This is a genomic window from Rhodanobacter sp. MP7CTX1 (genome assembly GCF_014205795.1).
GTDB lineage: Bacteria > Pseudomonadota > Gammaproteobacteria > Xanthomonadales > Rhodanobacteraceae > Rhodanobacter.
In genome coordinates this window covers 64,246-90,716 of the sequence record NZ_JACHCN010000014.1, presented here as the reverse complement: position 1 = coordinate 90,716, position 26,471 = coordinate 64,246, and the positions used below count along the sequence as shown (strand labels likewise).

Here is a 26,471-nt window from a genome sequence, read left to right as displayed (position 1 = left end):
GCTTGTTTTCCCCTGTTTGGCACCCCATTGTTGCATCCTTGCATTTCCACTCGAACGTTTGTGCCCCAGCCACGGAGATACCGGTGAGCGACCTGATTACCCATGTGAACGACGATGCCTTTGAGCAGCAGGTGCTCAAGTCCGAAACCCCGGTGCTGCTGGATTTCTGGGCGGAATGGTGCGGCCCCTGCAAGGCCATCGCGCCGATGCTCGAGGATCTGGCCAAGGAGTACGAAGGCAAGCTGCGCATCGTCAAAGTGAATATCGACCACAACCAGCAGACCCCCCGCGCCTATGGCGTGCGCGGCATCCCGACCCTGATGGTATTCAAGAACGGCAAAGTCGAAGCGACCCAGATCGGCGCCGTCAGCAAGGGTCAGCTGACCCAGATGATCGACAAGGCCATCTGAACCCGCTACTGAACGATATTTCTGCAGTAATTTGAACTGCCCCCCGTCGCGTGCTTTACGGCTGCACGCGGCGGGTGCTAGATTGCCTGCGTCCGTCGGGACAGTCCTGTCCCCTTAGCGCCTTCCGCGCGACGCACACCCTCCCTCCTGTAATTCAACGGCGCCCCGCGAGGATAGCCCGTGTCCGATAACGATAATAAAACCCCGAACGACGTCAACAGCGCCGAAGCCAAGCCCGAGCCGCGCACCCGCGCGCCACGACGGACGGCAGCAGCGATTGCGGCGGCGAATGCCGAGAAAGCTGCAGCGGCCGACAAGCCCGCCATGCCGGCTCTCCCACCCGTGCCCGCACAGCGCGCGCCTGCACCACCTGCCGCCGAGCGCCCTGCTCCGTCGGTACCGGTTCAGACCACACTGCCGTCGGTCCCGCCGTCTTATAACGAAGCACCGCCGCAGCGCGCGCCGCATGAGTCGCGCGAGCCCGCTTCCGCCCAGGGCCAAAACCTGGACCAGGGTCAGTCCCAGCATTCGGGCCAGGGCCAGAATCAGGGCCAAGGGCAGAATCAGGGCCAGAACCCGAATCAGAATCAGAGCCAGAACCAGGCTCAGAACCCGAACCAGGCACCTGGCCAGGGTCAAGGCCAGAGTCAGGGCCAGAATCCGAACCAGGGTCAGAACCCGAATCAGGGCCAAAACCCGAATCAGGGTCAGAATCCGAACAACCCCAATCGCGAAGCACGTGACGGCCGCGGCCGCCGTCGGCGCAATGAGCGTGGCGGCCCCAACCCGAACCCGCAGCAGCGTCCGCAGGGCGGCGGCAACCCACGGCCGAACCCGAACGGGCTGCCGGTGGATGACGACAATGCCGATCCGGGCAGCAACGATCGCCTGATCAACCTCACCGAGCTCAAGCGCAAGAACGCGATCCAGCTGCTGGAATTCGCCGAGTCGCTGGGCGTGCACGAAGGCGTCGCCCGTGCCCGCAAGCAGGACGTGATCTTCAACGTGCTCAAGGCGCACGCCCGCTCCGGCGGCGGCATCTGGGCCGAAGGCGTGCTGGAAATCCTGCAGGATGGCTTCGGCTTCCTGCGCTCGGCCGACGAGTCCTACCTGGCCGGCCCCGACGACATCTATGTGTCGCCCAGCCAGATCCGCCGCTTCAACCTGCGCACCGGCGACTACATCACCGGTCGCGTGCGCCATCCCAAGGAAGGCGAGCGTTACTTCGCGATGCTTCGTGTCGACGACATCAACGGCGATCCGCCGGAAGCGTCGAAGAACAAGATGCTGTTCGAGAACCTCACCCCGCTGTTCCCGCGCAAGTCGTTCAAGCTGGAGCGCGGCAACGGTTCGAGCGAGGACATCACCGGCCGCATCCTCGACCTGATCGCGCCGATCGGTCGCGGCCAGCGCGGCCTGATCGTCTCCCAGCCGAAGTCCGGCAAGACGATGATGTTGCAGAACATTGCCCAGGCGATCACCTACAACCATCCCGATGCGCACCTGATCATGCTGTTGATCGACGAGCGTCCGGAAGAAGTGACGGAAATCGCCCGTACCGTGCGCGCCGAAGTGATCAGCTCCACCTTCGACGAGCCCGCCGTGCGCCACGTGCAGGTCGCCGAAATGGTGATCGAGCGCGCCAAGCGCCTGGTCGAGCACAAGAAGGACGTGGTGATCCTGCTCGACTCGATCACCCGCCTCGCCCGCGCCTACAACACCGTGGTACCGAGCTCCGGCAAGGTGCTGACCGGCGGTGTGGACGCGAACGCGCTGCAGCGTCCGAAGCGTTTCTTCGGCGCCGCCCGTAACGTCGAGGAAGGCGGCAGCCTGACCATCATCGCCACCGCGCTGACCGAAACCGGCAGCAAGATGGACGAGGTGATCTACGAGGAGTTCAAGGGCACCGGCAACATGGAAGTGCACCTGTCCCGCCGCATCTCCGAGAAGCGCGTCTACCCGGCCATCGACATCAACCGCTCCGGCACCCGCCGCGAGGATCTGCTGATTGAACCGGACATGCTTTCCAAGATCTGGATCCTGCGCAAACTGCTGCATCCGATGGACGAGCTGAGCGCGATGGAATTCATGCTCGACAAGATGAAGAACACCAAGTCCAACGACGAGTTCTTCAATTCGATGAAGCGCTGATTCTGCTGCAAGCTTTAAACAGGAAGGCCGGCTCAATGCCGGCCTTCCTGTTTAAAGCTTGCAGAACCCACCTGTTTCGGCTCGCACGCTGTGGAGGCGCCAGCACTCGCTCTCAAACGACGACTCCGCGAATGGATTTTCAGACACTGCGATCTGATCCCGTTGTGCACATCGACTCATACGCCTGCTTGCCTGAGACAATGGTGGATCGATCGACGACCGCACTGAGACGTCATTCGCGACAGCTGCCAATGGTGACCTAGCGTCTTTGACTCATTCGCACCATGCATTTCGACATATGCGAACCATCTGTACCGCCACGTACAATTATTTGCCGCACCCCCCTTTCGTTGTCATGTAACACCCCCATAGTTCCCCGCACATCCTTTGAGGCTTTGCCCGTGTCCATACCCAGTGCCGTCAAGAGCACCCCGATCCGGGACCGCCAACAACTCACCGACTACCTCGCCGCTGGCGAGAAGCCGCCCGAGGCATGGCGCATCGGTACCGAGCACGAGAAGTTCGGCTTCCTCACCGACACACTGCGACCGCCCACGTTCGAGGGCGACCGCGGCATCAAGCTGCTGCTGGAAACACTGGCCACCCGCTACGGCTGGGATGTGGCCCGCGAAGGCGAGAACCCGGTCGCGTTGTCGCGCGACAAAGCCTCGATCACGCTGGAGCCCGCCGGCCAGCTGGAGCTGTCCGGTGCGCCGCTGGAAACGATCCACCAGACCTGTTGCGAGGTGAACTCGCATCTGGAGGAAGTGCGCTCGATCGCGGATGACATGGGACTGGGTTTCCTCGGCATGGGTTTCCAGCCGAAATGGCGCCGCGACGAAATGCCATGGATGCCGAAGGGCCGCTACAAGATCATGCGTGAGTACATGCCCAAGGTCGGCTCGCTCGGCCTGGACATGATGACGCGCACCTGCACCGTGCAGGTGAACCTGGATTTTTCCAGCGAAGCGGACATGATCAAGAAGTTTCGCACCAGTCTCGCGCTGCAGCCGATCGCGACCGCGCTGTTTGCGGACTCGCCGTTTACCGAAGGACGTCCAAACGGCTATCTGTCCTATCGCTCGCACATCTGGACCGATACTGACAAAGACCGCACCGGTATGCTCGACTTCGTGTTCGAAGACAGCTTCGGTTACGAGCGCTACGTCGACTACATCCTGGACGTGCCGATGTACTTCAGCTTCCAGGACGGCAAGTACATCGACCTGGCCGGACAGGACTTCAAGAAGTTCATGACCGGCGGACTGCCGATGCTGCCGGGCACCAAGGCGAACATGAAGGACTTTGCCGACCACCTCACCACGGCGTTCCCCGAGGTGCGGCTGAAGCAATATCTGGAGATGCGCGGTGCCGACGGCGGCCCGTGGAACCGGCTATGCGCGCTGCCCGCGTTCTGGGTCGGCTTGCTCTACGACGACGAGGCGCTGGATGCCGCGTGGGACCTGGTCAAGGACTTCAGCCGCGTCGAGCGCCATGCCTTGCGAGACGGCGTGCCTAAGCATGCGCTCAAGCTGCCGTTCCGTAACGGCACGGTGCGCAACCTTGCCGAGGAAGCCCTGAAGATCGCCGGCCACGGCCTCAAACGCCGCGCCCGTCTCAACAAGAACGGCGCCGATGAAAGCATCTTCCTCGAACCGATGATCGAGATCGTGCAAGCCAACCAGACCCCCGCCGAACGCAAGCTGGAATTGTTCCACGGCGCCTGGAACGGCAGCGTCGACCCGGTGTTCCGCGAATTCGCGTATTGAGTGCGTAGGTTGGGGTGAGCGCAGCGAACCCCAACATGAGGTAGACATCAGGCCACCCAGTATTGCGAGGCCATTCCGTTGGGGTTCGCTTTGCTCACCCCAACCCACGACGCCGCAACGCTAATCCTGCCCAGGAGAATCGCCATGCCACTCGTCCGTATCGCCCTCCGTCGCGGCAAATCGCCCGCCCATCTCACCGCACTTCGCAATGGCGTCTACAAGGCCATGCGCGAGACCTTCAACGTGCCTGAGAACGATCGCTTCATCGTGATCAGCCAGCACGACGCCGACGAATTCGAATACGATCCGAATTATCTGGGCATCGCCCGTAGCGACGACCTGGTGATCGTTCAGATCACCTGCAACAGCGGTCGCACGGTGGAACAGAAGAAGGCGCTATATCAGGGCATCGCCGATAACTTTTCCACCGACCCCGGCCTGCGCATCGAAGATGTGCTCATCAACCTGGTCGAAGTGTCGAAAGAGAACTGGTCATTCGGCAACGGCATCGCGCAGTACGCGTAACGTCCAACGAGACGCGTAACGCGTACGTTGGGGTGAGCGTAGCGAAGCCCGACATCAGACTGACATCAAGTCACCCGGCGCCATAGGGCCATTTCGTAGGGTGCGCGATGTTCGCTCCTCCCCCTGCTTGCCCCGAAGAAGGGGAGGGAGCACAGCAGAATCCAACCCCCCTGAATCCAAGCCCCTCACTCACCGCGCAACCACCGCGCCGCATCGATCGCGTAGTAGGTAAGGATAGCGTCGGCGCCGGCGCGCTTCATCGCGGTGAGCGATTCCAGCACGACCGCCTTTTCATCGAGCCAGCCGTTCTGCGAGGCAGCCTTCAGCATCGCGTATTCGCCGCTGACCTGATACACGAACGTCGGTACGCCGAACGTGTCTTTCACTCGACGTAAGATGTCCAGGTACGGCAGACCCGGCTTCACCATTACCGCGTCGGCGCCTTCGCTGATGTCCAGCTCGACTTCGTGCAGCGCTTCGTCGCTGTTGGCGACATCCATCTGGTAGGTGTGCTTGTTGCCCTTGCCGAGATTCGCTGACGAACCCACCGCATCGCGGAACGGCCCGTAGAAGGCGGAGGCGTATTTCGCCGAGTAGGCGAGGATGCGCGTATGGATGTAACCGGCGTCTTCCAGTGCATCGCGGATCGCGCCGATACGGCCGTCCATCATGTCCGACGGTGCCACGAAATCCATGCCGGCTTCGGCCTGCGCCAGCGACATCTTGATCAGCGCCTCGACCGTCGGCTCGTTCATGACGTAACCGGCATCGTCGATCAGGCCGTCCTGACCATGCGTGGTATACGGATCGAGCGCGACGTCGCCGATCAGACCCAGCTCGGGATACTTTGCCTTCAGCGCGCGGGTCGCACGTTGCATCAGGGCATCGGGGTTCCATGCCTCGGCCGCGTCTTCGCTCTTCACCGACGAACCCGGCGACGGGAACAGCGCGAGGGCCGGGATACCGAGTCGCGCGCATTCGCCGGCCAGCTTCAGCAGCTCATCGATCGAGAGCCGATCCACGCCCGGCATCGACGGCACCGCTTCGCGCTGACCCTCCCCTTCAATCACGAACGCGACCATGATCAAGTCGCTCGGCAGCAAAGTGTGTTCGCGCATCAAGGCACGGGAGAACGCATCGCGACGCATGCGGCGCATGCGGATGGCGGGAAAGCTCATCGCTGATCCTGACTGGTCATATTCCGGGCATTTTAGGCCACTACGAAGGCCCGCGGCCGTGCTGCGACATCGTCGGCCCGTCACACCGGGCACGAACCATAGGAGCGCACCGTGTGCGCGAATCTCTTGTGGGAGCGACTTCAGTCGCGATCAGCATGACCTCAGGTCGTGTTATCGCGACTGAAGTCGCTCCCACAGGGTTTCCCACGGGCTTTGCGCCCGGGGTAGGTCACCTACCAGCCAGCCGGACACTTTGCCGTAACGCTTTCGGGTGCACGCTGGGCCTCACGACCCGCCGTACCCCGCCGGAGGAAGTCCCATGAGCACCAGCAAGCCGGCCACCTCGGCCGCCGACTGGCATTTGCCGGTCGGTGCCCACTATCTGGGCCCGCACGATCCGAACGAAACGCTCAACGTGACCCTGGTTCTGCGTCGCAAGAATCCGCTGGCAGCTCTCGGACCATCGCCATCGCGGAGCGCCCGGCATGCCGACTTCGAAGCGCGCTACGGTGCCGATCCGGCGGATATGGAACGAGTTCGCGCGTTCGGTCGCCAGCATGGTCTGCAGGAGCTGGCCTGCGAACCGGGTCGGCGCACGCTGCATCTGAGTGGCACCGCGCAAGCCCTGCAGCAGGCGTTTGGCGTGCAACTTGGCCACTACGAGCTGACCCCCGGCGGCACCCCCTATGTTGGCCCCGCGCAGGCGCCCGTGCTGCCCGACCCGGCCGTGATCGCGGTGCTGGGGCTGGATCGGCGACCGGTCGCCAAACCGCATTTCCGTATCGCAAAGGCGAAGCCGGCCACGACCTACACACCGCTGCAGGTCGGCCAGCTGTACAACTTCCCCGCGGGCACCGACGGCACCGGCCAAACCATCGCGATCATCGAACTCGGCGGTGGCTACACGCAGGCCGATCTGGACACCTACTTCAGCGGACTCGGCCTGGCGACGCCTTCGGTCACCGCCGTTTCCGTCGATAGCGGAAGCAACCAGCCCGGCGGTTCTGCCGACGCAGAAGTGATGCTGGACATCGAGGTCGCCGGTGCGCTGGCGCCGGCGGCGAAGCTGGTTGTCTACTTCGCGGGAAACACCGACCAGGGTTTCTACAACGCGATCTCGCAGGCTGCGCATAACAACAGCCTGCCGTGCACGGTGATGTCGATCAGCTGGGGTGGTCCGGAAAGCAGCTGGAGTACGGCTTCGCGCAATGCGATGGAGACTGCGCTGCAGGATGCCGCCACGCTGGACGTGACGGTGACCGTGGCGGCCGGCGACGACGGCTCCAGCGACGGCATCAAGGGCAGCACGCCGCATGTGGACTTCCCTGCCTCCAGTCCCTCCGTGCTGGCCTGTGGCGGCACCAAGCTGCTGGCCAGTGGCAGCACGATCAGCAGCGAAGTGGTGTGGAACGAAACCACCGCCGACGAGGGCGCCACCGGGGGAGGCGTCAGCACCGTGTTCGCACTACCCAGCTGGCAGTCAGCATCGAAGGTGCCTGCGGCGTCGAATGGTTTCGTCGGACGCGGCGTACCCGACGTAGCCGGCGATGCCGACCCGGTCACCGGCTACGACGTGCGTGTCGACGGCCAGAATGAGACCGTCGGCGGTACCAGCGCGGTCGCCCCGCTATGGGCAGCGCTGGTGGCGCGCCTCAACCAGAAACTCGGCCGGTCGCTAGGTGCAGCAAATGCCGCCTTGTACGGCGTCGCCAGCACGGCATTCCATGACATCACCCAGGGCAACAACGGCAGCTACAAAGCCGCGAAGGGCTGGGACGCCTGCACCGGGCTGGGCAGTCCGAACGGTCAGGCCCTGCTCAGCGCCTTGCAGGCCACATCGTCGAGTCCGGCACCCACGCCTGCGCCAGCACCCACGCCTGCACCCAGTCCAGCCCCGGGGCATAAGCACAAAGGTGGCAGCCATAGTCCACCTGCCTCCAGCGGCAAGCACCCCAAGGGGAAGTCGCCAACCTGACACGCATCACCGGACACGACACGCCGGCGCACCGGAATCGCCACGAGTGATGGACGATGGATGGCATTCACGGCAAGCTTGGCGTTCCCCTCGCTTCACCCGCTGGAGTTCCGATGCGCGTTTCCGCCCCGACCCTGCTCGCCGATCTCGGTGGAACCAATGTGCGCTTTGCAATTTCTGACCCGGCCGCGAGCACGCCGCTGCAGATGGACAATGTCCGCCGTTACCGGGTGAATGATTTCGCTTCGCTGGCCGACGCAATCCGCCAGTACTTCACCGACAGCGGACTGCAGGCACAGCACGCGCTGATAGCCGCCGCCGGACGCATCAGCGAAGGCGAGACCGTACAGATCACCAACAACCCGTGGGCTATTTCGGCACACAAGCTGCAGGTCGAACTGGGTCTGCAGTCAGTGCGCCTGGTCAACGATTTTGCGGCGCAGAGCATGGCGGTGACGCTGCTGCAGCCGAGTGATCTGGTGCCCGTGGGCAAGCTGCCGCTACCGAAGCTGGGTGCACAGGACGAACAGACGTTCGTGATCGTTGGGCCGGGCACCGGACTCGGCGTCGGCGGTCTGCTGTTGCGCCAGGGCAAGTGCAGTGTGTTGCAGACTGAAGGTGGTCACGCCGGTTTCGCGGCGCACACGCCTGAAGACATCGAAATTCTCAAGCGGCTCAACCAGCGCTACGGCCGGGTTTCCAATGAACGGCTGGTCTGCGGCAACGGCCTGGTGGATCTGTACGGCGTGCTCTGCGAAATCGCCGGGCAGACTCCCGAACCGCTGAAGCCTGAAGACATCAGCACGCGTGCCAACGCCAACAGCGATCCCCTTTGCGTGCAGGTCGTGGAGACCTTTGTCGGCATCTTTGGCAGCGTCGCTGGTGACCTGGTCCTGACCCTGGGCGCATGGGATGGCGTGTACCTCACCGGCGGACTGGTACCGATCCTGCTGCCATGGATGGAGCGCGGCAATTTCCGCGAGCGCTTCGAAGCCAAGGGCCGTTTTCGCGTCACCATGGAACAGGTGCCGACGCAGGCGATCATGAACCCCGAGCCCGGCCTGATGGGCGCCGCGGCACTGGCGTTGGTGGAATCGGGCGAATCGTTGCTGCACCGTCACGAGCATTGATGCAACGCACCGTTCGGGCTGAGCGTAGCGCCGCACGCGCGGAGTCGAAGCCTCTAGGTGGCACCCTTCGACTTCGCCGCTACGCGGCTACGCTCAGGGCGAACGGCTGAACTTTGCACATACCGTTCGATATGCCACACACCGTTCGGGCTGAGCGTAGGGCCGCAGGCGCGAAGTCGAAGCCTCTCGGCAGCACCCCTCGACTTCGCCGCTACGCGGCTACGCTCAGGGCGAACGGTTTAGGTTCTGCGCGGGTGTTGAACCTCCTCAAGCCGGCGCCAGCAGCGCATCCAGATCGCCCTGATCGAAAACACACCGTTCGGGCTGAGCGTAGCGCCGCAGGCGCGGGGTCGAAGCCTCTAGTCGACTTCGCCGCTACGCGGCTACGCTCAGGGCGAACGGCTGAACTTTGCACATACCGTTCGATATGCCACACACCGTTCGGGCTGAGCGTAGCGCCGCAGGCGCGAAGTCGAAGCCTCTAGGTGGCACCCTTCGACTTCGCCGCTACGCGGCTACGCTCGGGGCGAACGGCTGAACTTTGCACATACCGTTCGATATGCCACACACCGTTCGGGCTGAGCGTAGCGCCGCAGGCGCGGAGTCGAAGCCTCTCGGCAGCACCCTTCGACTTCGCCGCTACGCGGCTACGCTCGGGGCGAACGGTTTAGGTTCTGCGCGTGTGTTGAACTTCCTCAAGCCGGCGCCAGCAGCGCATCCAGATCACCCTGATCGAAGCTGAGCTTTTCGCGGCTGCCGCCGCCCTCCAGCACCGCGGCGGCCAGTTCGGCCTTGCGGGCTTTCAGTTCCTCGATGCGTTCTTCCACCGTGCCCGAAGTGATCAGGCGGAACACGAACACCGGTTTGTCCTGGCCGATGCGGTGCGCGCGGTCGCTGGCCTGCGCCTCGGCGGCGGGATTCCACCACGGGTCGTAGTGGATGACGGTGTCGGCCGCGGTGAGGTTGAGACCGACGCCGCCGGCCTTCAGCGACAGTAGGAACAACGGCACTTCGCCATTCTGGAAACGCTGCACCGGCTCGGCGCGGTCGCGGGTTTCGCCGGTAAGCGTGACGTAACGGATGCGCCGGCGATCGAGCTCGGCGGCGATCAGTTTCAGCATGCCGGTGAACTGCGAGAACAGCAGCACCTTGCGGCCTTCATCGAGCAGGGCCGGCAGCATGTCCATCAGTAATTCGAACTTCGCCGATTCGTGCACGCCGCGCGCGGCTTCCAGTTTCACCAGGCGCGGATCGCAGCAGACCTGGCGCAACTTGAGCAGCGCGTCGAGCACCACGATGCCCGAGTGCGCGATGCCGCGCTGGGCAATGACCTCGCGCAGTTCTTCGGCCAGCGACAAGCGCAGGCCTTCGTAGAGTTCGCGCTGGCGACCTTCCAGCACCACGCGCCGGGTGATCTCGGTCTTCGGTGGCAGCTCCTGTGCCACCTGCGCCTTGGTACGGCGCAGGATGAACGGCGCGAGTCGGAGATTCAGCCGCTGCTGGCATTCCTCGTCGTGCTGCTTTTCGATCGGTACACGGTAGAAACGACGGAAGGCACCCTCGTCACCAAGCAGGCCGGGCACCGCCAGGTCGACTTGCGACCACAGCTCGCCAAGATGATTTTCCAGCGGTGTGCCGGTGAGACAGACATAGCGCGAGGTGCACAGGCTGAGCAGTGCGCGGCGTGCCTGCGTGCGCGGGTTTTTCACCTGCTGCGCCTCGTCCAGCACGATCAGCGCGAAGAACTGCTTGCGTAGCGTCACGACATCGCGCGGCAGCAAGGCATAACTGGTCAGCACAATGTCCTGCGCGCCGAGCTGGGCGAATTCCTCGGCGCGCTGCGGCCCGTGCAGGGTCAACACGTGCAGCATCGGCGCGAAGCGGGCAATCTCTGATTGCCAGTTCGGGATCAGGCTGGTCGGCACGACGATCAATGCCGGCTGGGTCAGCGCGCCATGCTGCTTCAGCGAAAGCAGGTGCGTGATCAGCTGCAGTGTCTTGCCCAGACCCATGTCGTCGGCAAGCACGCCGCCAACGCCGGCTTCGGCTAGCGCGTTCAACCAGCGCAGGCCTTCGCGCTGATACGGCCGCAGTTCCACCGTGAGTCCTTCCGGCACGACGTCGCTGGCACGTTCGGCGGCATCACGCAGACGCGCGGCAAATCCGCGTAGCGATTCGGAGGCTTCGAGGCTGCCGCTGCCCGGCATTGCCGCAACGAGTTCTTCCAGCCGACCGGCCTGCACCCGTGGCAGGTGCAGTTTCTTGCGCGGCTTCTCCAGATATTCGGCGAGTGGCGCCAGCAGCCCGCGCAACTCTTTCAAGCGCACCGGCACGCGGCGGCGCGCGTCGACCGGCGCGTACCACACGGCATCCTCCGGCTCGTTCGGAGCCGGACTCAGGTTCAGCTGATGCTCGGCCAGCGCCTGCGCCACAGCGGGAAGCAGGTTGTGGCGCTGACCGTCCAGCTCGATGCCGATTTCGAGATCGAAGGCGTGATCGTCGGCATCTTCCACTGCGTGGCCGTACCAACGCACTGGGCCTTCCAATACTTCAAACGGGAAGCTCGGCGCGTATTCGACCTGAAAATTTTCTGCTTCGAGCTTGGGCCGCAGCGCGAGCCAACGGGCGGGCGTGTTGACCTCCAGCGCGCCGGCGTAACCGGTGCCGGGAAACAGCCATGCGTCGTCGGGCAAGGTGTCAGCCACGTCCCACGGCAAACCTTCGGTGTCCACGCCGGGCGTGAGGCCGGCGTGCTCGAGCTGCTCCATCGCGGAGAGCTCTTCGGCGCGACGGCGGATGATCTCAACCAGCTGGCCATTGCGCACGCGCCGCACCAGCGGTTCGCCGCCACGCCCGGGTAGACGCTCACCAGCGTAGTCGAATGCCAGTCGTGCATAGCCCAGCGGCGGCGTGCCTGCAGCCAGTCGCGCGTGGCGCGTCAGCGCATGCATGGTCAGCACCGGTTTTGGCGCCAGCTCCGAGCGACGCAGCTCGCCAAATACTTGTGGCAACGGCACTCGGGTGGCCAGACGGCTGGTGGGCAGGCGGTTGCGCAGGCGCTTGCCATGCTCGTGTTTGAGCGACGGCAGTTCCAGCCAGCGGGTTTCTTCGGCTGCGGCCTCGAGCGGCCCCAGCGTGGCGCGCTCGGCGTCGAGATACCACAGATGATCCAGGCGCAGCAGGCGCTGACTGTGCGGCAGGGCCGGCAGCAGGCGCTGACCGCCATCGGGCTCCATCAGCCAATGCCAGTTCAGTTGATGCGATTTGCCGCGGGACAACCGGAGGCCGGCCAGGCCGCCGAGGAAACAGGGCGCGGTGTCGAGTATTTCCGCCAGCAAGGTGTCACCGACATGACCACTGAGGCGCGCATAGCTGCGACCCTTGCGCACGCTCTGCGGCAAGCCGAGCATGGTGGCGGCCAGTCGTTGTTCGTGTGGTTGCAGCGGCGACTGCGCCAAGTGCCTGCTGTCCAGCGGCACCGGTCGCGCGTAGCGGCCGTGCTCGGCCACCGACAACAGCACCGGCGCGACATCCAGCCGGGCGAAGGCAGCGCCTTCCTCCGGCATCACTTCCAGGAAGAAACCGAGCACGCTGTGATCGTCAGACACGGCCGGCTTCGTCGGCGCGGCCAACATCTTTCGCCAAGCGAGCGGCAAGGCTTCGTCATCGCCAGCGGGCGACGTGGTGGCGAGCTGTTTCTCGTCCGGCTGCTGCATGCGCATGCGATCCGTGGCGACAACCAAAACGATGAGCTTAGCAGGCCTTGCAGCCGATGCTCACCCGCCAGCGAGCATCGCGATGGACGACGTTTGAGACCGCTCGTGAATCGTTCATGGAAGACTCACACGCAGCTTAGGCGGTGCCGAACAAACCGTGCGGATATTCCGGTTTTTGCTCGCGTGCCATCAGTGCGCGGAGCCCGTCCACCGGCGTGACCTCGCCATGCAAAACGGCACGCACGCCGGCGCTGATCGGCAGATCCAGCCCGTGCTTGTTGGCCAGTCGACTCACTTCGTCGGCGGTCAGCACGCTTTCCACCACCTGGCCGATCTGACGTACGGCTTCATCGATCGCCACGCCGTGACCGAGCGCGAGCCCCAGTCGACGGTTGCGCGACAGATCGCCGGTGCAGGTCAGCACCAGGTCACCGAGGCCGGACAGGCCGATCAGTGTTTCCGGCCGCGCACCGAGCGCCACGCCGAGACGCAGCATCTCGTTCATGCCGCGGGTGATCAGGCCGGCACGGGCATTCAGGCCCAGTCCCATGCCGTCGGCAATGCCGGTGGCGACCGCCAGCACGTTCTTCATCGCACCGCCCAGTTCGGCGCCGAGGATGTCGCTACCGGAATACGCGCGCAGGTTCGGCGCATGCAACAGGCTGGCCAGCTGATGCGCAAACGCGTCGTCTTCCGAATGAACGGTAACGGCGCTCGGCAGACCCGCCGCCACTTCGCGTGCAAACGACGGGCCGGTGATCACCGCCGCGGCACGACCTGGCAGCCGCTCGGCCACCAGCTCGTGCAGAAACCGCCCGGTTCCCGGCTCGAAGCCCTTGGTCGCCCATGCAATGGCGCTATTGGCGTCGAGCAGTGGCGCAAGCTCGGCCAGCATCGAGGCGAATGCGTGACTGGGCACCACGATCAACACGATCGCGGCACCGCGCACGGCAGCCGCCAGATCGCTTTCGTAGTCCAGCGTGGTCGGCAGTTCGATGTCCGGCAGATAGCGCTGATTGCAACGGCTCGTCGCCATCACAGCCAGCGCCTGCGGATCGCGCCCCCACAACCGGGTGGGCACCCCGTTGCGGGCCGTCAGGGCCGCCAGCGCGGTACCCCAGGAACCGGCGCCCAGGATCGCCAGAGTCGGACGGTCAGCCATGTCGCCCCGCTCAGCTGTTGAGCGTGATCGGAGCTCCGTCACCGCTCATCATGCGGCGCTGCTGTTCGGCGTACAACGCGTCGAAGTTGATCGGCTGCAACAGGAACGGCGGGAATCCGCCCTCCAGCACCAACGAGGAAATCACCTGGCGGGCGTACGGAAACAGCATGTTCGGGCAGTAGCTGGCGAGCAGCCCGGCCTGATCGTCGGCGTTGAAACCGGCAATGCCGAACAGACCGGCCTGCGCCACTTCCGCCAGGTACGCGGTACGCTGGCCGACGGTGCAGGTCAGGGTGAGGGTAAGCACCACTTCGAACAAGTTGTTGCCCAGATCGGTCGCCTTCTGCGCCAGATTCAACTGGACCTGCGGCTGATCGTTCTCGTCGACGTCGTGGAAGATCTGCGGGGCGTTGGGCACCTCATAAGAGACGTCCTTCACATAGATCTTCTGCACTGCCAGCTGCGGCTGATTGACCTGGCCATTGGCCTGGCCGCTGGCGATTTCGTCTGCCATGGGGAATCCCTCGAGTTCTGTCTGTCAAAAGAGGCTGATTGTTCCATACATCCCTGCCACGCGCACGCCGGGCGGAATGCGCTGAACCGGGGCAGATTGCGTACAGCCCTGTTTTTCTGCGAGAATACGCGGCTCGCCTATGTCGACCCTGTAGTTGGGGCAGTCCGCCACGCGATGCGGACCTCACGATCATGCGTTTGCAACACCTCCAGCATCGCGTGGCGCACAGCGCCGCTGGGCCGATGTCGCCCTGGCTAACGGGCGGTAAACAAGAATTACGGAGGTCATCATGGCCCGTGTATGTCAAGTCACCGGTAAGGGTGTGCAGAGCGGCAACAACGTCTCGCACGCCAACAACCGTACCCGTCGCCGCTGGTTGCCCAACCTGCATGAGCGTCGTTTCTGGGTGGCCAGCGAGAACCGCTGGATCAAGCTGCGCGTTTCCAACCACGCGTTGCGCACCATCGACAAGAAAGGCATCGAGGCCGTGATTGCCGAAATGCGCGCCCGCGGCGACAAGGTCTGAGGATTGAGCCATGGCTAACAAGACACAAGACAAGATCCGCATGATCTCCTCGGCCGGCACCGGCCACTTCTACACCACGCAGAAGAACAAGAAGAACACGCCGGAAAAGTTCGAGTTCAAGAAATACGATCCGGTCGTGCGCAAGCACGTGATGTACAAGGAAGGCAAGATCAAGTGAGCAACGGTCCACGCGCATAGCGCGTGGCCCACCGTTGCTCACCCCCTGCGAAGGCAGGGGTCCAGCGCCCTCAAAGAAAACCCGCCCTCGTGGCGGGTTTTTTTGTTGCCCGCTTGCGAGCGCGCCGTGGTGGATCCAGAACTGTTATCGAATGATTGCCAAGAGCTCTGGGTGACTCGCTTCGCTCGCCCCTTCGGGGCCGCTCTTCGAGCGTTCTTCGCACTTTGCGCGTCCTGCCTGCGCAGGGATGACGGGTTGGAGGGGGACAACGAACGAGGCACTCTGGGACGGTTAAAGTGAGCGTGGGCGCGCTTCGGGGCCCAAAGAAAAAGCCCGCCAATGGCGGGCTTTTCATCATTCAATGGACAGTGCCAATCAGGCGCTGGCGACCGCGTAGCCCTTGAGCCGCTGGGCAAACTCCTGCAAGGCACGGATACCGCTCTCTTCCGCCTCGTGGATCCACTGCTGCAGACCGTTCAGGGCCTGATCGGCACCACGCTGCTCCATCAGCGCCGCGAGGCGGCTGCGGAATTCGCATACGGTGCTCAGCGTCGGGCGCTTGGCCAGCACGGCCTGCATGCGCTCACGCCCTTCGCTATCCAGCCAGCGGCCACCGTCGGCCATGGCCAGGCGGATGCGGCGCGGCATCGACTTGAGGCTTTCGCCGGCGTGCTGCGCTTCCTCGCTGAGGGTCGGCAGAATGACGCCACGGTAGTAATCCGTCATGGCCTGGATGCGATGGGTGAGCACCGCTTTCAGCATGTCGGCATCCGGCAGCAGGTTCACGTTCGGACGCACATCCAGCGACGGCGCCACGCGCAGCACCTTGGCCAGTCCAATCGCACGCAGGCCGCAGATCGTTGCCCAGCCAATATCGAACTCCCACTTGCGCAGCGCGAACTTTGCCGAGCTCGGGTAAGCGTGGTGATTGTTGTGCAGCTCTTCACCACCGATCCAGAAACCCCACGGAATGAGGTTGCGCGAGGTATCGGCGCTTTCAAAATTGCGGTAGCCGGCCCAGTGACCAATGCCGTTGACGAAGCCGGCGGCCCAGAACGGGATCCAGACCATCTGCAACGCCCAGATCGCCGCACCAATCACGCCGAACAGGGCGAGGTTGATCAGCAGCATGAGGGTCGGGCCCCAGTACGGGTGGGCGCCATAGACGTTGTGCTCGACCCAGTCGTCCGGCGTGCCGCGGCCGTACTGTGTCATGTCGGCCTTCGACTCGCAGGCGTCGCGGTACAGGGATACGCCGTCCCAGAACACCTTCTTGATGCCGTAGATCATCGGGCTGTGCGGATCTTCTTCGGTCTCGACCTTGGCGTGGTGCTTGCGATGCACCGCCACCCACTCGCGGGTCACCATGCCGGTGGTCAGCCAACCCCAGAAGCGGAAGAAATGCGCCAGAACCGGGTGGAAATCCACGCCACGATGGGTCTGACTGCGATGCAGGTACAGCGTCACCGTGAAAATGGTGAGCTGGGTCATGATCAGGATATAGATCAGCTTTGAGACCCAACCGGCGCCTGTCAGGCCATCGTTGAGGAAATTCAGTACTGCGTTCAGCATGGAAAGCACCGGGTAAGGGACGAATTCAGTCTAGTCGAGGGGATTCCGTACCCGCCAGCATGGTCTGATACACAAGGATACCAGCCGGTCAAGAGGCAGGCGCGAATATCTCGTTAGTTCGCACAAGTGGTCACTCCCCCAGTTGTTTAACAATGGGGGCGCCGTGACAATCACGCAATGACCTCGCCTACTGACGTATCGCCCGCGCCCATCCTGCAACTGGACCAGCTGAACCGTCGCCGTGCCGGCCGGCCAGCCGTACAGAACCTGAGCCTGACGCTGCAACGCGGCCAGGTATTGGGCTTGCTCGGCGTCAACGGGGCCGGGAAATCGACCACCTTGTCGATGATTGCCGGCGCGCTGCGCCCGGACAGCGGCAGCATCCAGCTGAACGGAGCGGATTTTCTGGAACAACCCGAACTGGCGCGCCGGCTGATCGGCTGGCTGCCTGAACGTGCCCCGGTATGGGCCGAGCTGACGGTGAGCGAGCACCTGGATGCACACGGCCGCCTGCGCGGGTTGAGCGGTACGGCCTTGCGCCACGCCCGCACCGCGATCATCGAGCGACTGGAACTGCAGCCGCTGGCCCGGCGTCTGGCCGGCGTGCTGTCGCAAGGCCAGCGCCAGCGCCTGGGACTGGCCTGTGCGCTGCTGCACCAGCCGGCCCTGCTGGTGCTGGACGAACCGGCCAACGCGCTCGATCCGGTGCAGGTGGCCGCGTTGCGCACGCTGATCCGCGAGCAGGCAGCCAGCGGCACCGCGGTGATCCTCTCCACCCATTTGCTCACCGAGGTGACTGCCGTGTGCGATAGCGTCGCGATCCTGCATGAGGGCAGCCTGCGGCATGAAGGACCGGTGCACAGCGACGATCATGCAGCGCTTGAACGAACCTTTTTCGAGATCGCCATGCACGGCAACACCCCTTCGGCGCGCGCCGCATGACTCAGGCTTTGATGAATACCCTTGCCGTAACCCGTCTCGAATGGCGCCGCCTCCTGGTACGTCCGCTGGCCTGGGTGCTGGCCGCGCTGACCCTGGCCTGGCTGGCGTGGAACTTCACCTTGCTGCTGGGCGGTTTCCTGGCCGGACAGATTCAGCGCGGCGCGCTGCCTGACGGCCCGGGCTTTACCGATCTGGTCGGCGTGCCACTGCTCGGTCAACTCGCCCAGCTGGCGTTTCTGGTGGTTCCACTGCTGACCATGTCAGTGATCGCCGGTGAACGCCGCGACGGCACGCTGCCGATACTGTTTGCCGCCGGCGTGCCGGCCTCGTCCATCGTGCTGGGCAAGTATCTGGCCGTGCTGGGCTGGCTGCTGCTATGGCTTGCCCTGACCCTGGCCATGCCATTGTCGCTGGCACATGCGACCAACTTCGACTGGGGCAAACTGAGCGCAGCCACGCTGGGGCTCGCACTGATGCTCGCCACGCTCGCCGCTGTGGGCGTCGCCTGCTCGACGTTCGCTTCGCACCCGGCGATCGCCGCTGCCGTTGCTCTGGTCATCGCCCTCGCACTGTGGAGCGTCAACCTCGGCGCGCAGATGGCCGGCGTCAACGGTGGCGCGATCAACTGGCTGGCGATGAGTTCGCACCTGCAGCCACTGTTGCGCGGGCTGGTATCGACCGCCGACGTGTCGTGGTTCATTTTGTTGATCTTGCTTGCACTGGCGCTGGCCACGCGCCGACTGACCGCCGACAAGGAGCGTGGCTGATGCAAAACATGTTTAGACGTCTGGACGGCTGGCTGTTTGCGCTGCTGCTGATCCTTGCTGTGGGTGCACTGGGCTATCTGAGTACCCGCTTCGCCCATGAAACCGACTGGACCGCCCACGGCCGCATCAGCCTGTCCGCGGAAAGCCGCGCGGTGCTGGCCCAGCTGACCGGCCCGGTGGAGATCGTCAGCTATGCGAATCCGCAAGGCGATCTGCGCCAGGACGTGGCCGGCTTTCTGCAGCGCTACCAGCAGGTCAAGCCCGATCTGAGTCTGCGCTTTGTCGATCCGCAACTCGATCCGGCCAAGATGCGCGCCTTGGGCATCACCGTTGATGGCGCGCTGATCCTGCGCTATCACGGCCATGAGCAGCGACTGGATGAACTGTCCGAACGCAGCCTTACCAATGCGCTGGAGCGACTCATACGCGGCAGCGATCGCATCGTGGCGTTCGTCAGCGGCGATGGCGAACGACGCGCCGACGGCCAGGCGAATGCCGACCTCGGCACGTTCACGACGCAACTGGAAGGCCGCGGCGTACGTGTGGTGCCGCTGAACTTCGCGCAGGTCACGACAGTGCCGCAGCACACCGATCTGGTGGTGCTGGCCAGCCCGTCGCTGGCATTGCCGCCGGGCGCCGTACAAGCACTAGTCGCCTATGTGCAGAACGGCGGCAACCTGCTGTGGATGACCGAACCGGCCAATGACGATCTCGGCCTCAAGCCGCTGGCCGCCACGCTCGGCGTGCACGTGCTGCCAGGCGTGCTGGTCGATGGCTCCGGCGCGGCGCTGGGATTGCACGACCCGCGCATGATCACGCTGGGTGCCTATCCGCTGCATTCGATCACCCGCGATTTCACGCTCACTACGCTGTTTCCACAGGTGTCTGCGCTGGCGCTGGTATCGCAGGGCGACTGGGCGGTGCATTCGTTCCTGCGCTCCAGTGCGCAGAGCTGGACTGAATTCCATCCGATCGACAATTCAAAGCCTTCGGATATCCGGTTCGATGCGAACGCTGGCGAGCTGAAGGGGCCGCTGGATTTCGGTTTCGCGCTGAGCCGGTTGTCGCCCAGCCCGGACAAGAGCGAGCAGCGCGCGGTGGTCATCGGAGACGGCGATTTCCTCTCCAATACCTTCCTCGGCAACGGCGGCAATCGCGCGCTGGGCGAGCGCGTATTCGACTGGCTGCTCGGTGACGACAAACTGGTCGACCTGCCGCCACGCGGTGCGCCGGATCGACTGCTGCAGATTTCGCAGAACGACCTGGACATGGTAAGCATCGGTTTTGTCCTGGTGCTGCCGCTGTTGCTGCTGGTCATCGGCGGCCTGATCGTGTGGCGCCGGCGCCGGCGCTGAACGATGAAACGCGCCACTCGCCAGCGTCTCGTGTTGCTGCTCGCCGTCGTGGCTTTGCTGGCATGGGCGGGCTGGCAGCTGCAACGCGACGCGCAGGACGCTCCCGGCACCCTGCTGACGCTTGATCCGGCCAGTATCAGCCACATATCCCTGACCTTCGGCGGAGCAGCGACCACACATTACGAAAAGCGCGGCGAGCATTGGTGGCAAACCGACGGTACGTCGGTGCGTGTCGACGACGCCCGTCTCGCCGACCTGACCGACATCGCGGGCGCCAGCGTGCTCCGTTGGCGCCCGGACAGCGATTTCCAGCCGGCGAAGATCGGCCTGGCCCCGCCGCTGGCCGTACTCGTGCTGGATGGCCAGAAGCTGGAGTTTGGCGAGACGTCGGTCACCGGGCCCCAACGCTACGTGCGTGTCGGCCCACGGGTAGCGCTGGTGTCGGTGCGTTACATGCCGCGACCGCCGGCCACAAAAGTCACTGAGCTGCACTGATCGGCGAAGTCACCCGCGCAATCAGAGCACTCCCAGAGGATCACCCGTGCCCGAATTGCCCGAAGTCGAAACCACCCGCCGCGGCATCGCGCCATACCTGATCGGTAGACGGGTGCTCGGTGTCACGCTGCGCCGTCCCGACTTGCGTTGGCCGATACCGGCGGCGATCAGCGAGCTGTTGCCGGGGCAGCGGATCGACGCCGTGGAGCGACGCGCGAAGTATCTGCTGCTGCACACGGAGGCCGGTAGCGCGCTGCTGCATCTAGGCATGTCCGGCGTGCTGCGTGTGCTGCCGCCTGATGCGCCGATCGGGAAGCACGATCATGTCGATATCGCACTGGAGCGCACGGCCACGCAAGCCGACCGCATCCTGCGCTTCACTGATCCGCGCCGCTTTGGTTGTCTTTTGTGGCAGGCGCCCGGTGAAATCCATCCGCTGCTGGCCAATCTCGGTCCGGAACCGCTGACCGAAGCGTTCGACGGCGATCTCATGTGGCATATCTCGCGCGGCCGCAAGGCCGCGGTGAAACTGTTTCTGATGGACAACGCCGTGGTGGTCGGGGTGGGCAACATCTACGCCAGCGAAGCGCTGTTCGCCGCCGGCATTGATCCTCGCCGTGCCGCCGGCAGCGTTTCGCGCGCCCGCTACACGCGACTCGCGAACGAGGTCAAACGTATCCTCGCCTGGGCGATCGAACGCGGCGGTACCACGCTGCGCGACTTCATCAACCCCGATGGCGCGCCCGGCTATTTCTTCCGCGAACTCAACGTCTACGGCCGCACTGGCGAACCCTGCCACGTATGCGGTACGGCGATCCGGCAAGTCGTGCTGGGGCAACGCTCGACATTCTGGTGCCCGCACTGTCAGCGCTGATTGGCTCTTGAGGGAGCGACTTCAGTCGCGATGTTCCCGAGAGGCCAGAGCTATCGCGACTGAAGTCGCTCCCACAAGAGAAATTCGCGCGCGCTTCGGCCAACCAGGTAGGTTGGGGTGAGCGGAGCGATGCCCAACACGGTGGCCTAGCGTGGGGTCATCGACGTTGGGCATCGCTTCGCTCACCCCAACCTACGAAAGCAGATCGGTTACTTCGGCCAGTGGAATGCCACGTAGGTATTGTTGAACTGGGGGTCGTCGAGGCTGCCGCCGGGTTGCGCGACGAGATCCTCGGACAGGCCGTCGACTTCCAGCAGCTGGCCCGCGGCGAAATGCGTACCGAGCGACTGCAGGTCGATCAGGTGTTCGCATAGCGCACCGGCGTGGTCGATCTCGCGGTCGGGCACATTGCGCAGGCTGATGTCCGGACGACCGAATTTGCGCATGCCGCGGGTATGAATCCATGAGCGACCGGCAGTTTCTTCCGCGTTGCGCAGCACCAGCAGATGGTTGCGCGGCGGTGCGCCGCCCTGCACCAGATAGCGCCGACGCCAGTCTTCGGCGCTGAACAGGCTGAGGATCTGCGGATCGAGGATCGAACTGCCGCCGATGTCGAGCAATGCAGCGAGCACACCCAGCGTATCGCGCAGGTAGTCGAGGGTGTTGCGATCGCTGATCTTTCCGCGCACCACCAGCACATCGGGAGCCGTGCGCGCCTGCTCGAATGTTTCGGGAGACTCATCCCGCAGGATTTCGCCCAGCGCACCCTTGAGGGGGTAGCCCTCCCACTGGCGCAGCGCGAGGTTCTGAAAGCGCTGGATGTCGACACCCGCAGGCAGACCTGGGCTTTCGTAACGCATCGCCGGTATCACCAGCTCCTGCTCGAACTTGCCGAAGACATAGAACTGCAGCAGCACTTCTTCGCTGCTGGGTTGCCAGTAGGGCCGCGGCCATGCGGAGGTTTGGCTTGCTTCGGTCATGCTAATTCCTTGGAGCCTGATTCAATGGAGCCTGATTCAATGCGGGTTGTAAGCAACGGCGCGTGAACTACTCCCGTTCACCCAGCGGCAGCACCGACTGCTGCAGCTCGATGCGCCCGCTGCCTTCGCTGATCTTCTTGAACTCGGAGCGGCTCACCGAGACATAGCGCTCGTTGCCGCCAATCTCAACCTGCGGACCATCGGTGACAGCGCGGCCCTGTTCGTCCACGCGTACCACCATCGTGGCCTTGCGGCCGGTATGGCAGATCGTCTTGATCTCTTCGAGATTGTCGGCCCAGGCCAGCAGGTAACGGCTGCCTTCGAACAGCTCGCCGCGGAAATCGGTGCGCAGGCCATAGGCCAGTACGGGAACGTTCAACCGATCGACCACGTCACTGAGCTGCCATACCTGTGACTTGGTCAGAAACTGCGCCTCATCCACGAACACGCAGTGCAATGGCCCATGCGCAGCAATGTCAGCCTCGACCCGCGCCAGCAGATTCTCTGCGCTGCTGAAGCGCAGCGCGTTCGCTTTCAGGCCGATGCGCGAAGCAACCACTCCCTCGCCATAACGGTTGTCCAGCGCCGGGGTGAGAATCAGCGTGCGCATGCCGCGCTCGTGATAGTTGTAGGCGCTCTGCAGCAGCGAGGTGGTCTTGCCGGCATTCATTGCCGAGTAATAGAAATAAAGCTTGGCCATGTTCGAGTGGCGTAGAGACGGTAGTGAAGGACGGGCGGAAGTATGCGCTATCGACCGCCCTCCTCTCACTACCCGCCCCTTACCTCGTGCTCAGGCCTTGTCCAGCGGAGTGGTGCCGCCGGTGAACTCGCCGCGGGCCTGGGCGAGCCGATACCTGTGCTCGGCACGCGAGCGGCGCCAGTCGATCAACGCGAAAACCGCGTAGATCAGCTTGAACAGCCGCAGCCGAAGCAGCACCTTCGGCGTGTCGAACAGATCACCAGCCAGCATCGAGATCACGCCCTGCTCCAGCTGGAAGATGTTGCGCGGATCACGGAACATATCCTGCATCACCGGCCCGTTGAAGCGATAGATGAAGAACGAGAAGCGCGCCATGCCGGCACGCTGGCGTTTTTCCAGCTTGCGTTGCAGCGCCGGTTCGCGGTCGGGATCGCGCAACGATTGATCGACCACCGCGACAGCCTGCTCGGCGCCGCTCATCGCCAGATAGACGCCAGATGAGAACACTGGGTCGAGAAACGCGAACGCGTCGCCCACCAGCACCCAGCCCGGGCCGCCCATCCGCGTCGAATCATACGAATAGTTGCCGGTAACGCGGACTTCGTTACCGATCAGCTCGGCATGTTGGACGCGCCGCCACAGTGCGGGACTCATCTGTAGCGTCTCCAGCAGAAACTCCACCGCACGGCCCTTGCGCTGTTTGAGGTAATCCGGACGGCAGACCGCTCCCACGCTCATGACGCCGTCCGGCAGCGGGATCATCCACATCCAGCCGTGCGCGAAGCTGTAAATGCTGATGTTGCCGGCATCCTCGCCCGCGCGAGGTTCTGCGCCGCGGAAGTGGCCGAAGATCGCGGCGCTCTGGTGCTCGTCGTTCTTGCGCCGCAGCTTGTTTTTGCTGGATACAAACGCTTCACGACCACTGGCATCGACCACGTAACGCGCCTGTATTCGATAAGCGCCACCTTCGTCGGTCACCACGTCAAGCCACGATTCGCGCGGACCGGCTTGCTCGATCTGCCTCACCTCGTGCCCTTCACGCGCATCCGCGCCGCTTTCGCGTGCATGGTCGTACAGCATCTTGTCGAAATCCTGCCGCCACACCTGATACGCATGCGGCGGACTGTTGCCGAGCGCTCGCGCAAACGCGTACGTGTTGTAACCGCGCTCGTTCTCCGCCTCGAAATCCGCTCCGGGCTTGAACACGCCGAGCTGGCGCACCTTGTCCAGCACACCCAGACGCTCGAACACGGGCAGATTCATGGGCAGCAGTGATTCGCCGATGTGAAATCGCGGGTGTCGGGCCTTCTCCAGCGCGATCACCCGGTAGCCCCGCCGCGCCAGCAAGGTCGCCGCCGTGCTGCCAGCCGGGCCTCCGCCGATCACCACTACGTCACACGACTCGACCGCCATGTTCGCCTGATCCGTCATGCTCATCCCGTTCGGCACCGCCAGGGTAGCGGCCCTCATTGGCAATGATTATGGGCCAAGACAGTCAGCGCGCCGTGACGCTCTGGTAACATCGCTCGCCGCCTCACGCAGCCCTCGATCCATGCTCAATCCGCAACAACTGGCCGCCGTCGAACATTGCGACAGCCCGCTGCTCGTGCTGGCCGGCGCCGGCTCCGGCAAGACCTCGGTGATCACGCAGAAGATCGCGTACCTGATCGCGCGCAAGAAACTGCCGCCGTCGAAGATCGCCGCGATCACGTTTACCAACAAGGCCGCGCGCGAAATGCGCGAGCGCGTGAGCAAGCTGGTCAGCACGGAGGATGCGCAGGCGCTGACGGTTAGTACGTTTCATGCGCTGGGCCTGAAATTCCTGCAGCTCGAGCACGCGCGCGCCGGGCTGCGCCGGGGCTTTTCGGTGCTGGATGCGGACGACAGCGGCGGCATCATCAAGGAACTGGCACCGAAGGGCGTGAAACCCGACGTGCTGTTCGGCTTGCGCAACCTGCTAAGTCGCGCCAAGAACGGCGGCCTGTCTCCAGAGGAGGCGCTAGCTGCCGCACGTAGCCCACGTGAGCTGGAAGCGGCAACGATCTATGACATGTACCAGCAGCGCCTCGCCGCCTTCAACGCGGTCGACTTCGACGACCTGATCCGGCTACCGCTGCGCATCCTGGAGTCCGATGAGGAAGCGCGCACCATCTGGCGCGAGCGGCTGCGCTATCTGCTGGTGGACGAATACCAGGACACCAACGACGCGCAGTACCGGCTGTTGAAGGTGCTGACCGGCGAGCGTGGCGGGATTACCTGCGTCGGCGATGACGATCAATCGATCTACGCCTGGCGCGGTGCGAATCCGGAGAACATCGACCAGCTTGGCCGCGACTGGCCGAGCCTGCGTGTGATCAAGCTGGAGCAGAATTATCGCTGCGGCAAGCGCATCCTGCGCGCGGCGAACCAGCTGATCGCGAACAACCCGCACCTACACGAGAAGAAGTTGTGGAGTGAGCATCCGGAAGGCGCGCCGATCCGTGTACTGGAGTGCAAGGAAGCCGAGCACGAGGCCGAGCGCGTCGCCGCGATCGCCACCACGCTGGCCGAGAAGCACAAAGCCCGCTGGCACGACATCGCGATCCTCTATCGCGGCAACTTCCAGGCACGTCCGCTGGAAAAAGCCCTTCGGCTGGCGAAAATCCCCTATCACCTCACCGGTGCCCTCAGCTTTCTCGACCGCGCCGAGGTGAAGGACCTACTGTGCTACCTGCGCCTGCTGACCAACCCCAGCGACGACGCCGCGTTTCTGCGCGTGGTCAACGTGCCCAAGCGCGAGATCGGCTCGACCACGCTGGAGAAGCTCGGCCAGCTCGCGCAGAGCAGGCAGGGCTCGATGCTCGAAGCGACCCGCAGCGACAGCGTGTTGCGCCAGCTGACACCGCGCCCGGCGGCGGCACTCGCGTCGTTCGCCAACCTGCTGGACGAGCTGCGAAGCGCGTCACTGCATCAGGGCGCGGCCGAATTGGTGGAGACCATCCTGCAACGCACCGGCTATGCCGCACAGATCGCAGCCAGCACTCCCGATGCGGCTTTGCGCGAGCGCCGGCTGGGCAATCTGAAGGAGCTCGCCGACTGGTTCCGCGCGATGCAGAAAGGCGGCAACAGCGCCGGCGATCTCGCCTCGCAATTGGCTTTGCTGAGTCATGCCGACCGCGACGAACCGGGCAATGCGGTGCGCATGATGACCTTGCACGCGGCGAAGGGACTGGAGTTCCGCTTCGTCTTCATCGTCGGCTGCGAGGACGGCACGCTGCCGCACGAAGGCGCGCTGGACGAAGGCCGCATCGATGAGGAACGTCGACTGATGTATGTCGGCATCACCCGCGCCAAGGAATTGCTCACGCTGTCCTGGTCTGCCAAAACCAAGCGCTATGGCGACGTCCACAGCAACCAGCCCAGCCGCTTCCTGCACGAATTGCCGCAGGCCGATCTGCACTGGCAGGGCAAGGACCCGGAAGCTGACAAGGAAGTGACGCGCGAGACGGCGGAATCGCATATGGCAAAAATTGCGGCCATGCTGGGCAATCGCTGAGTCGACCCAACCGGTGG

General features: G+C 64.0%; 22 protein-coding genes. 14 read left to right on the top strand and 8 right to left on the bottom strand.

The window, feature by feature from the left end:
• Positions 1–83 precede the first annotated feature (83 nt).
• The 4 genes from trxA to HDE77_RS15955 all read left to right on the top strand — a co-directional run bounded on the left by trxA (position 84) and on the right by HDE77_RS15955 (position 4,855).
• The gene (gene trxA / locus HDE77_RS15970) at positions 84–410 is read left to right on the top strand and encodes a thioredoxin TrxA (protein WP_184418908.1); all 327 of its coding nucleotides are present in this window, start codon (positions 84–86) and stop codon (positions 408–410) included.
• Positions 411–590: 180 nt separating this feature from the next.
• A complete protein-coding gene (gene rho, locus HDE77_RS15965) occupies positions 591–2,561 on the top strand; it encodes a transcription termination factor Rho (RefSeq protein ID WP_184418907.1) in 1,971 nt (656 codons plus the stop codon).
• A 401-nt stretch (positions 2,562–2,962) separates the two neighbouring features.
• Positions 2,963–4,330: a glutamate--cysteine ligase gene (locus HDE77_RS15960; protein WP_184418906.1), complete on the top strand. Its 1,368-nt coding sequence runs from the start codon at positions 2,963–2,965 to the stop codon at positions 4,328–4,330.
• 144 nt (positions 4,331–4,474) lie between these two features.
• Complete coding sequence (locus HDE77_RS15955; RefSeq protein ID WP_184418905.1) at positions 4,475–4,855, top strand: tautomerase family protein; 381 nt, start codon at positions 4,475–4,477, stop codon at positions 4,853–4,855.
• Between the two features lie 185 nt (positions 4,856–5,040).
• Here the strand turns inward: HDE77_RS15955 and hemB are convergent, their stop codons facing one another.
• Positions 5,041–6,033 carry a porphobilinogen synthase gene (hemB, locus tag HDE77_RS15950; protein WP_184418904.1) on the bottom strand — a complete coding sequence of 331 codons (993 nt, stop codon included), beginning with the start codon at positions 6,031–6,033 and terminating at the stop codon, positions 5,041–5,043.
• 319 nt (positions 6,034–6,352) lie between these two features.
• Between hemB and HDE77_RS15945 the strand changes: the two genes are divergently transcribed.
• Together HDE77_RS15945 and glk are read left to right on the top strand one after the other, a co-directional pair.
• Positions 6,353–8,008 (top strand): S53 family peptidase, encoded by a 1,656-nt coding sequence (locus HDE77_RS15945; RefSeq protein ID WP_184418903.1) that lies wholly within the window; start codon positions 6,353–6,355, stop codon positions 8,006–8,008.
• Between the two features lie 113 nt (positions 8,009–8,121).
• On the top strand, positions 8,122–9,138 hold the full coding sequence (gene glk / locus HDE77_RS15940; protein WP_184418902.1) for a glucokinase: 1,017 nt from the start codon (positions 8,122–8,124) through the stop codon (positions 9,136–9,138).
• A 695-nt stretch (positions 9,139–9,833) separates the two neighbouring features.
• On the opposite strand, the gene HDE77_RS15935 is transcribed toward glk, so the two are convergent.
• The 3 genes from HDE77_RS15935 to secB all read right to left on the bottom strand — a co-directional run bounded on the left by HDE77_RS15935 (position 9,834) and on the right by secB (position 14,530).
• Positions 9,834–12,854 carry a DEAD/DEAH box helicase gene (locus HDE77_RS15935; RefSeq protein WP_184418901.1) on the bottom strand — a complete coding sequence of 1,007 codons (3,021 nt, stop codon included), beginning with the start codon at positions 12,852–12,854 and terminating at the stop codon, positions 9,834–9,836.
• Between the two features lie 136 nt (positions 12,855–12,990).
• Positions 12,991–14,016: an NAD(P)H-dependent glycerol-3-phosphate dehydrogenase gene (locus tag HDE77_RS15930; protein ID WP_184418900.1), complete on the bottom strand. Its 1,026-nt coding sequence runs from the start codon at positions 14,014–14,016 to the stop codon at positions 12,991–12,993.
• A 10-nt stretch (positions 14,017–14,026) separates the two neighbouring features.
• Positions 14,027–14,530 (bottom strand): protein-export chaperone SecB, encoded by a 504-nt coding sequence (secB, locus tag HDE77_RS15925; RefSeq protein ID WP_184418899.1) that lies wholly within the window; start codon positions 14,528–14,530, stop codon positions 14,027–14,029.
• A 289-nt stretch (positions 14,531–14,819) separates the two neighbouring features.
• Between secB and rpmB the strand changes: the two genes are divergently transcribed.
• Positions 14,820–15,056: a 50S ribosomal protein L28 gene (gene rpmB / locus HDE77_RS15920; RefSeq protein ID WP_184418898.1), complete on the top strand. Its 237-nt coding sequence runs from the start codon at positions 14,820–14,822 to the stop codon at positions 15,054–15,056.
• Positions 15,057–15,066: 10 nt separating this feature from the next.
• On the top strand, positions 15,067–15,234 hold the full coding sequence (gene rpmG / locus HDE77_RS15915) for a 50S ribosomal protein L33 (protein ID WP_184418896.1): 168 nt from the start codon (positions 15,067–15,069) through the stop codon (positions 15,232–15,234).
• 375 nt (positions 15,235–15,609) lie between these two features.
• On the opposite strand, the gene HDE77_RS15910 is transcribed toward rpmG, so the two are convergent.
• Positions 15,610–16,806, bottom strand: a complete 1,197-nt coding sequence (locus tag HDE77_RS15910; protein WP_184418894.1) for a fatty acid desaturase — start codon at positions 16,804–16,806, stop codon at positions 15,610–15,612.
• A gap of 177 nt (positions 16,807–16,983) precedes the next feature.
• Here HDE77_RS15910 and HDE77_RS15905 point away from each other — a divergent pair, with 177 nt between their 5' ends.
• From HDE77_RS15905 to mutM, 5 genes are read left to right on the top strand one after another with little or no spacing between them, the layout of a single operon-like run.
• Positions 16,984–17,748, top strand: coding sequence for an ABC transporter ATP-binding protein (locus HDE77_RS15905; protein ID WP_184418892.1), 765 nt, complete (start codon positions 16,984–16,986; stop codon positions 17,746–17,748).
• Positions 17,745–18,515, top strand: coding sequence for an ABC transporter permease (locus HDE77_RS15900; protein ID WP_184418890.1), 771 nt, complete (start codon positions 17,745–17,747; stop codon positions 18,513–18,515). Before HDE77_RS15905 ends, HDE77_RS15900 begins: the two co-directional genes overlap by 4 nt.
• A complete protein-coding gene (locus tag HDE77_RS15895) occupies positions 18,515–19,870 on the top strand; it encodes a DUF4350 domain-containing protein (protein ID WP_184418888.1) in 1,356 nt (451 codons plus the stop codon). The genes HDE77_RS15900 and HDE77_RS15895 overlap by 1 nt, the downstream gene beginning before the upstream one ends.
• Positions 19,871–19,873: 3 nt before the next feature.
• Positions 19,874–20,365: a hypothetical protein gene (locus tag HDE77_RS15890; RefSeq protein WP_184418886.1), complete on the top strand. Its 492-nt coding sequence runs from the start codon at positions 19,874–19,876 to the stop codon at positions 20,363–20,365.
• A gap of 46 nt (positions 20,366–20,411) precedes the next feature.
• Entirely contained in the window at positions 20,412–21,239 is an 828-nt protein-coding gene (gene mutM / locus HDE77_RS15885) for a bifunctional DNA-formamidopyrimidine glycosylase/DNA-(apurinic or apyrimidinic site) lyase (RefSeq protein WP_184418884.1), read from the top strand.
• Between the two features lie 209 nt (positions 21,240–21,448).
• On the opposite strand, the gene HDE77_RS15880 is transcribed toward mutM, so the two are convergent.
• The 3 genes from HDE77_RS15880 to HDE77_RS15870 all read right to left on the bottom strand — a co-directional run bounded on the left by HDE77_RS15880 (position 21,449) and on the right by HDE77_RS15870 (position 24,356).
• Entirely contained in the window at positions 21,449–22,219 is a 771-nt protein-coding gene (locus HDE77_RS15880) for a hypothetical protein (RefSeq protein WP_184418882.1), read from the bottom strand.
• A 67-nt stretch (positions 22,220–22,286) separates the two neighbouring features.
• Positions 22,287–22,919: a thymidine kinase gene (locus HDE77_RS15875; RefSeq protein ID WP_184418880.1), complete on the bottom strand. Its 633-nt coding sequence runs from the start codon at positions 22,917–22,919 to the stop codon at positions 22,287–22,289.
• Between the two features lie 90 nt (positions 22,920–23,009).
• The gene (locus HDE77_RS15870; protein ID WP_255482764.1) at positions 23,010–24,356 is read right to left on the bottom strand and encodes an NAD(P)/FAD-dependent oxidoreductase; all 1,347 of its coding nucleotides are present in this window, start codon (positions 24,354–24,356) and stop codon (positions 23,010–23,012) included.
• Between the two features lie 115 nt (positions 24,357–24,471).
• On the opposite strand from HDE77_RS15870, the gene HDE77_RS15865 reads away from it, so the two are divergent.
• Positions 24,472–26,454: a UvrD-helicase domain-containing protein gene (locus HDE77_RS15865; protein ID WP_184418878.1), complete on the top strand. Its 1,983-nt coding sequence runs from the start codon at positions 24,472–24,474 to the stop codon at positions 26,452–26,454.
• Positions 26,455–26,471 lie beyond the last annotated feature (17 nt).

Coding starts and splice junctions, on each gene's coding strand:
- HDE77_RS15930 (WP_184418900.1), bottom strand. CDS start 14,016: ATGGCTGACCGTCCGACTCTGGCGATCCTGGGCGCCGGTTCCTGGGGT.
- hemB (WP_184418904.1), bottom strand. CDS start 6,033: ATGAGCTTTCCCGCCATCCGCATGCGCCGCATGCGTCGCGATGCGTTC.
- HDE77_RS15865 (WP_184418878.1), top strand. CDS start 24,472: ATGCTCAATCCGCAACAACTGGCCGCCGTCGAACATTGCGACAGCCCG.
- HDE77_RS15945 (WP_184418903.1), top strand. CDS start 6,353: ATGAGCACCAGCAAGCCGGCCACCTCGGCCGCCGACTGGCATTTGCCG.
- HDE77_RS15935 (WP_184418901.1), bottom strand. CDS start 12,854: ATGCAGCAGCCGGACGAGAAACAGCTCGCCACCACGTCGCCCGCTGGC.
- rpmB (WP_184418898.1), top strand. CDS start 14,820: ATGGCCCGTGTATGTCAAGTCACCGGTAAGGGTGTGCAGAGCGGCAAC.
- rpmG (WP_184418896.1), top strand. CDS start 15,067: ATGGCTAACAAGACACAAGACAAGATCCGCATGATCTCCTCGGCCGGC.
- HDE77_RS15880 (WP_184418882.1), bottom strand. CDS start 22,219: ATGACCGAAGCAAGCCAAACCTCCGCATGGCCGCGGCCCTACTGGCAA.
- HDE77_RS15910 (WP_184418894.1), bottom strand. CDS start 16,806: ATGCTGAACGCAGTACTGAATTTCCTCAACGATGGCCTGACAGGCGCC.
- HDE77_RS15905 (WP_184418892.1), top strand. CDS start 16,984: ATGACCTCGCCTACTGACGTATCGCCCGCGCCCATCCTGCAACTGGAC.
- HDE77_RS15870 (WP_255482764.1), bottom strand. CDS start 24,356: ATGAGCATGACGGATCAGGCGAACATGGCGGTCGAGTCGTGTGACGTA.
- HDE77_RS15875 (WP_184418880.1), bottom strand. CDS start 22,919: ATGGCCAAGCTTTATTTCTATTACTCGGCAATGAATGCCGGCAAGACC.
- HDE77_RS15955 (WP_184418905.1), top strand. CDS start 4,475: ATGCCACTCGTCCGTATCGCCCTCCGTCGCGGCAAATCGCCCGCCCAT.
- HDE77_RS15895 (WP_184418888.1), top strand. CDS start 18,515: ATGCAAAACATGTTTAGACGTCTGGACGGCTGGCTGTTTGCGCTGCTG.
- HDE77_RS15890 (WP_184418886.1), top strand. CDS start 19,874: ATGAAACGCGCCACTCGCCAGCGTCTCGTGTTGCTGCTCGCCGTCGTG.
- HDE77_RS15900 (WP_184418890.1), top strand. CDS start 17,745: ATGACTCAGGCTTTGATGAATACCCTTGCCGTAACCCGTCTCGAATGG.
- secB (WP_184418899.1), bottom strand. CDS start 14,530: ATGGCAGACGAAATCGCCAGCGGCCAGGCCAATGGCCAGGTCAATCAG.
- glk (WP_184418902.1), top strand. CDS start 8,122: ATGCGCGTTTCCGCCCCGACCCTGCTCGCCGATCTCGGTGGAACCAAT.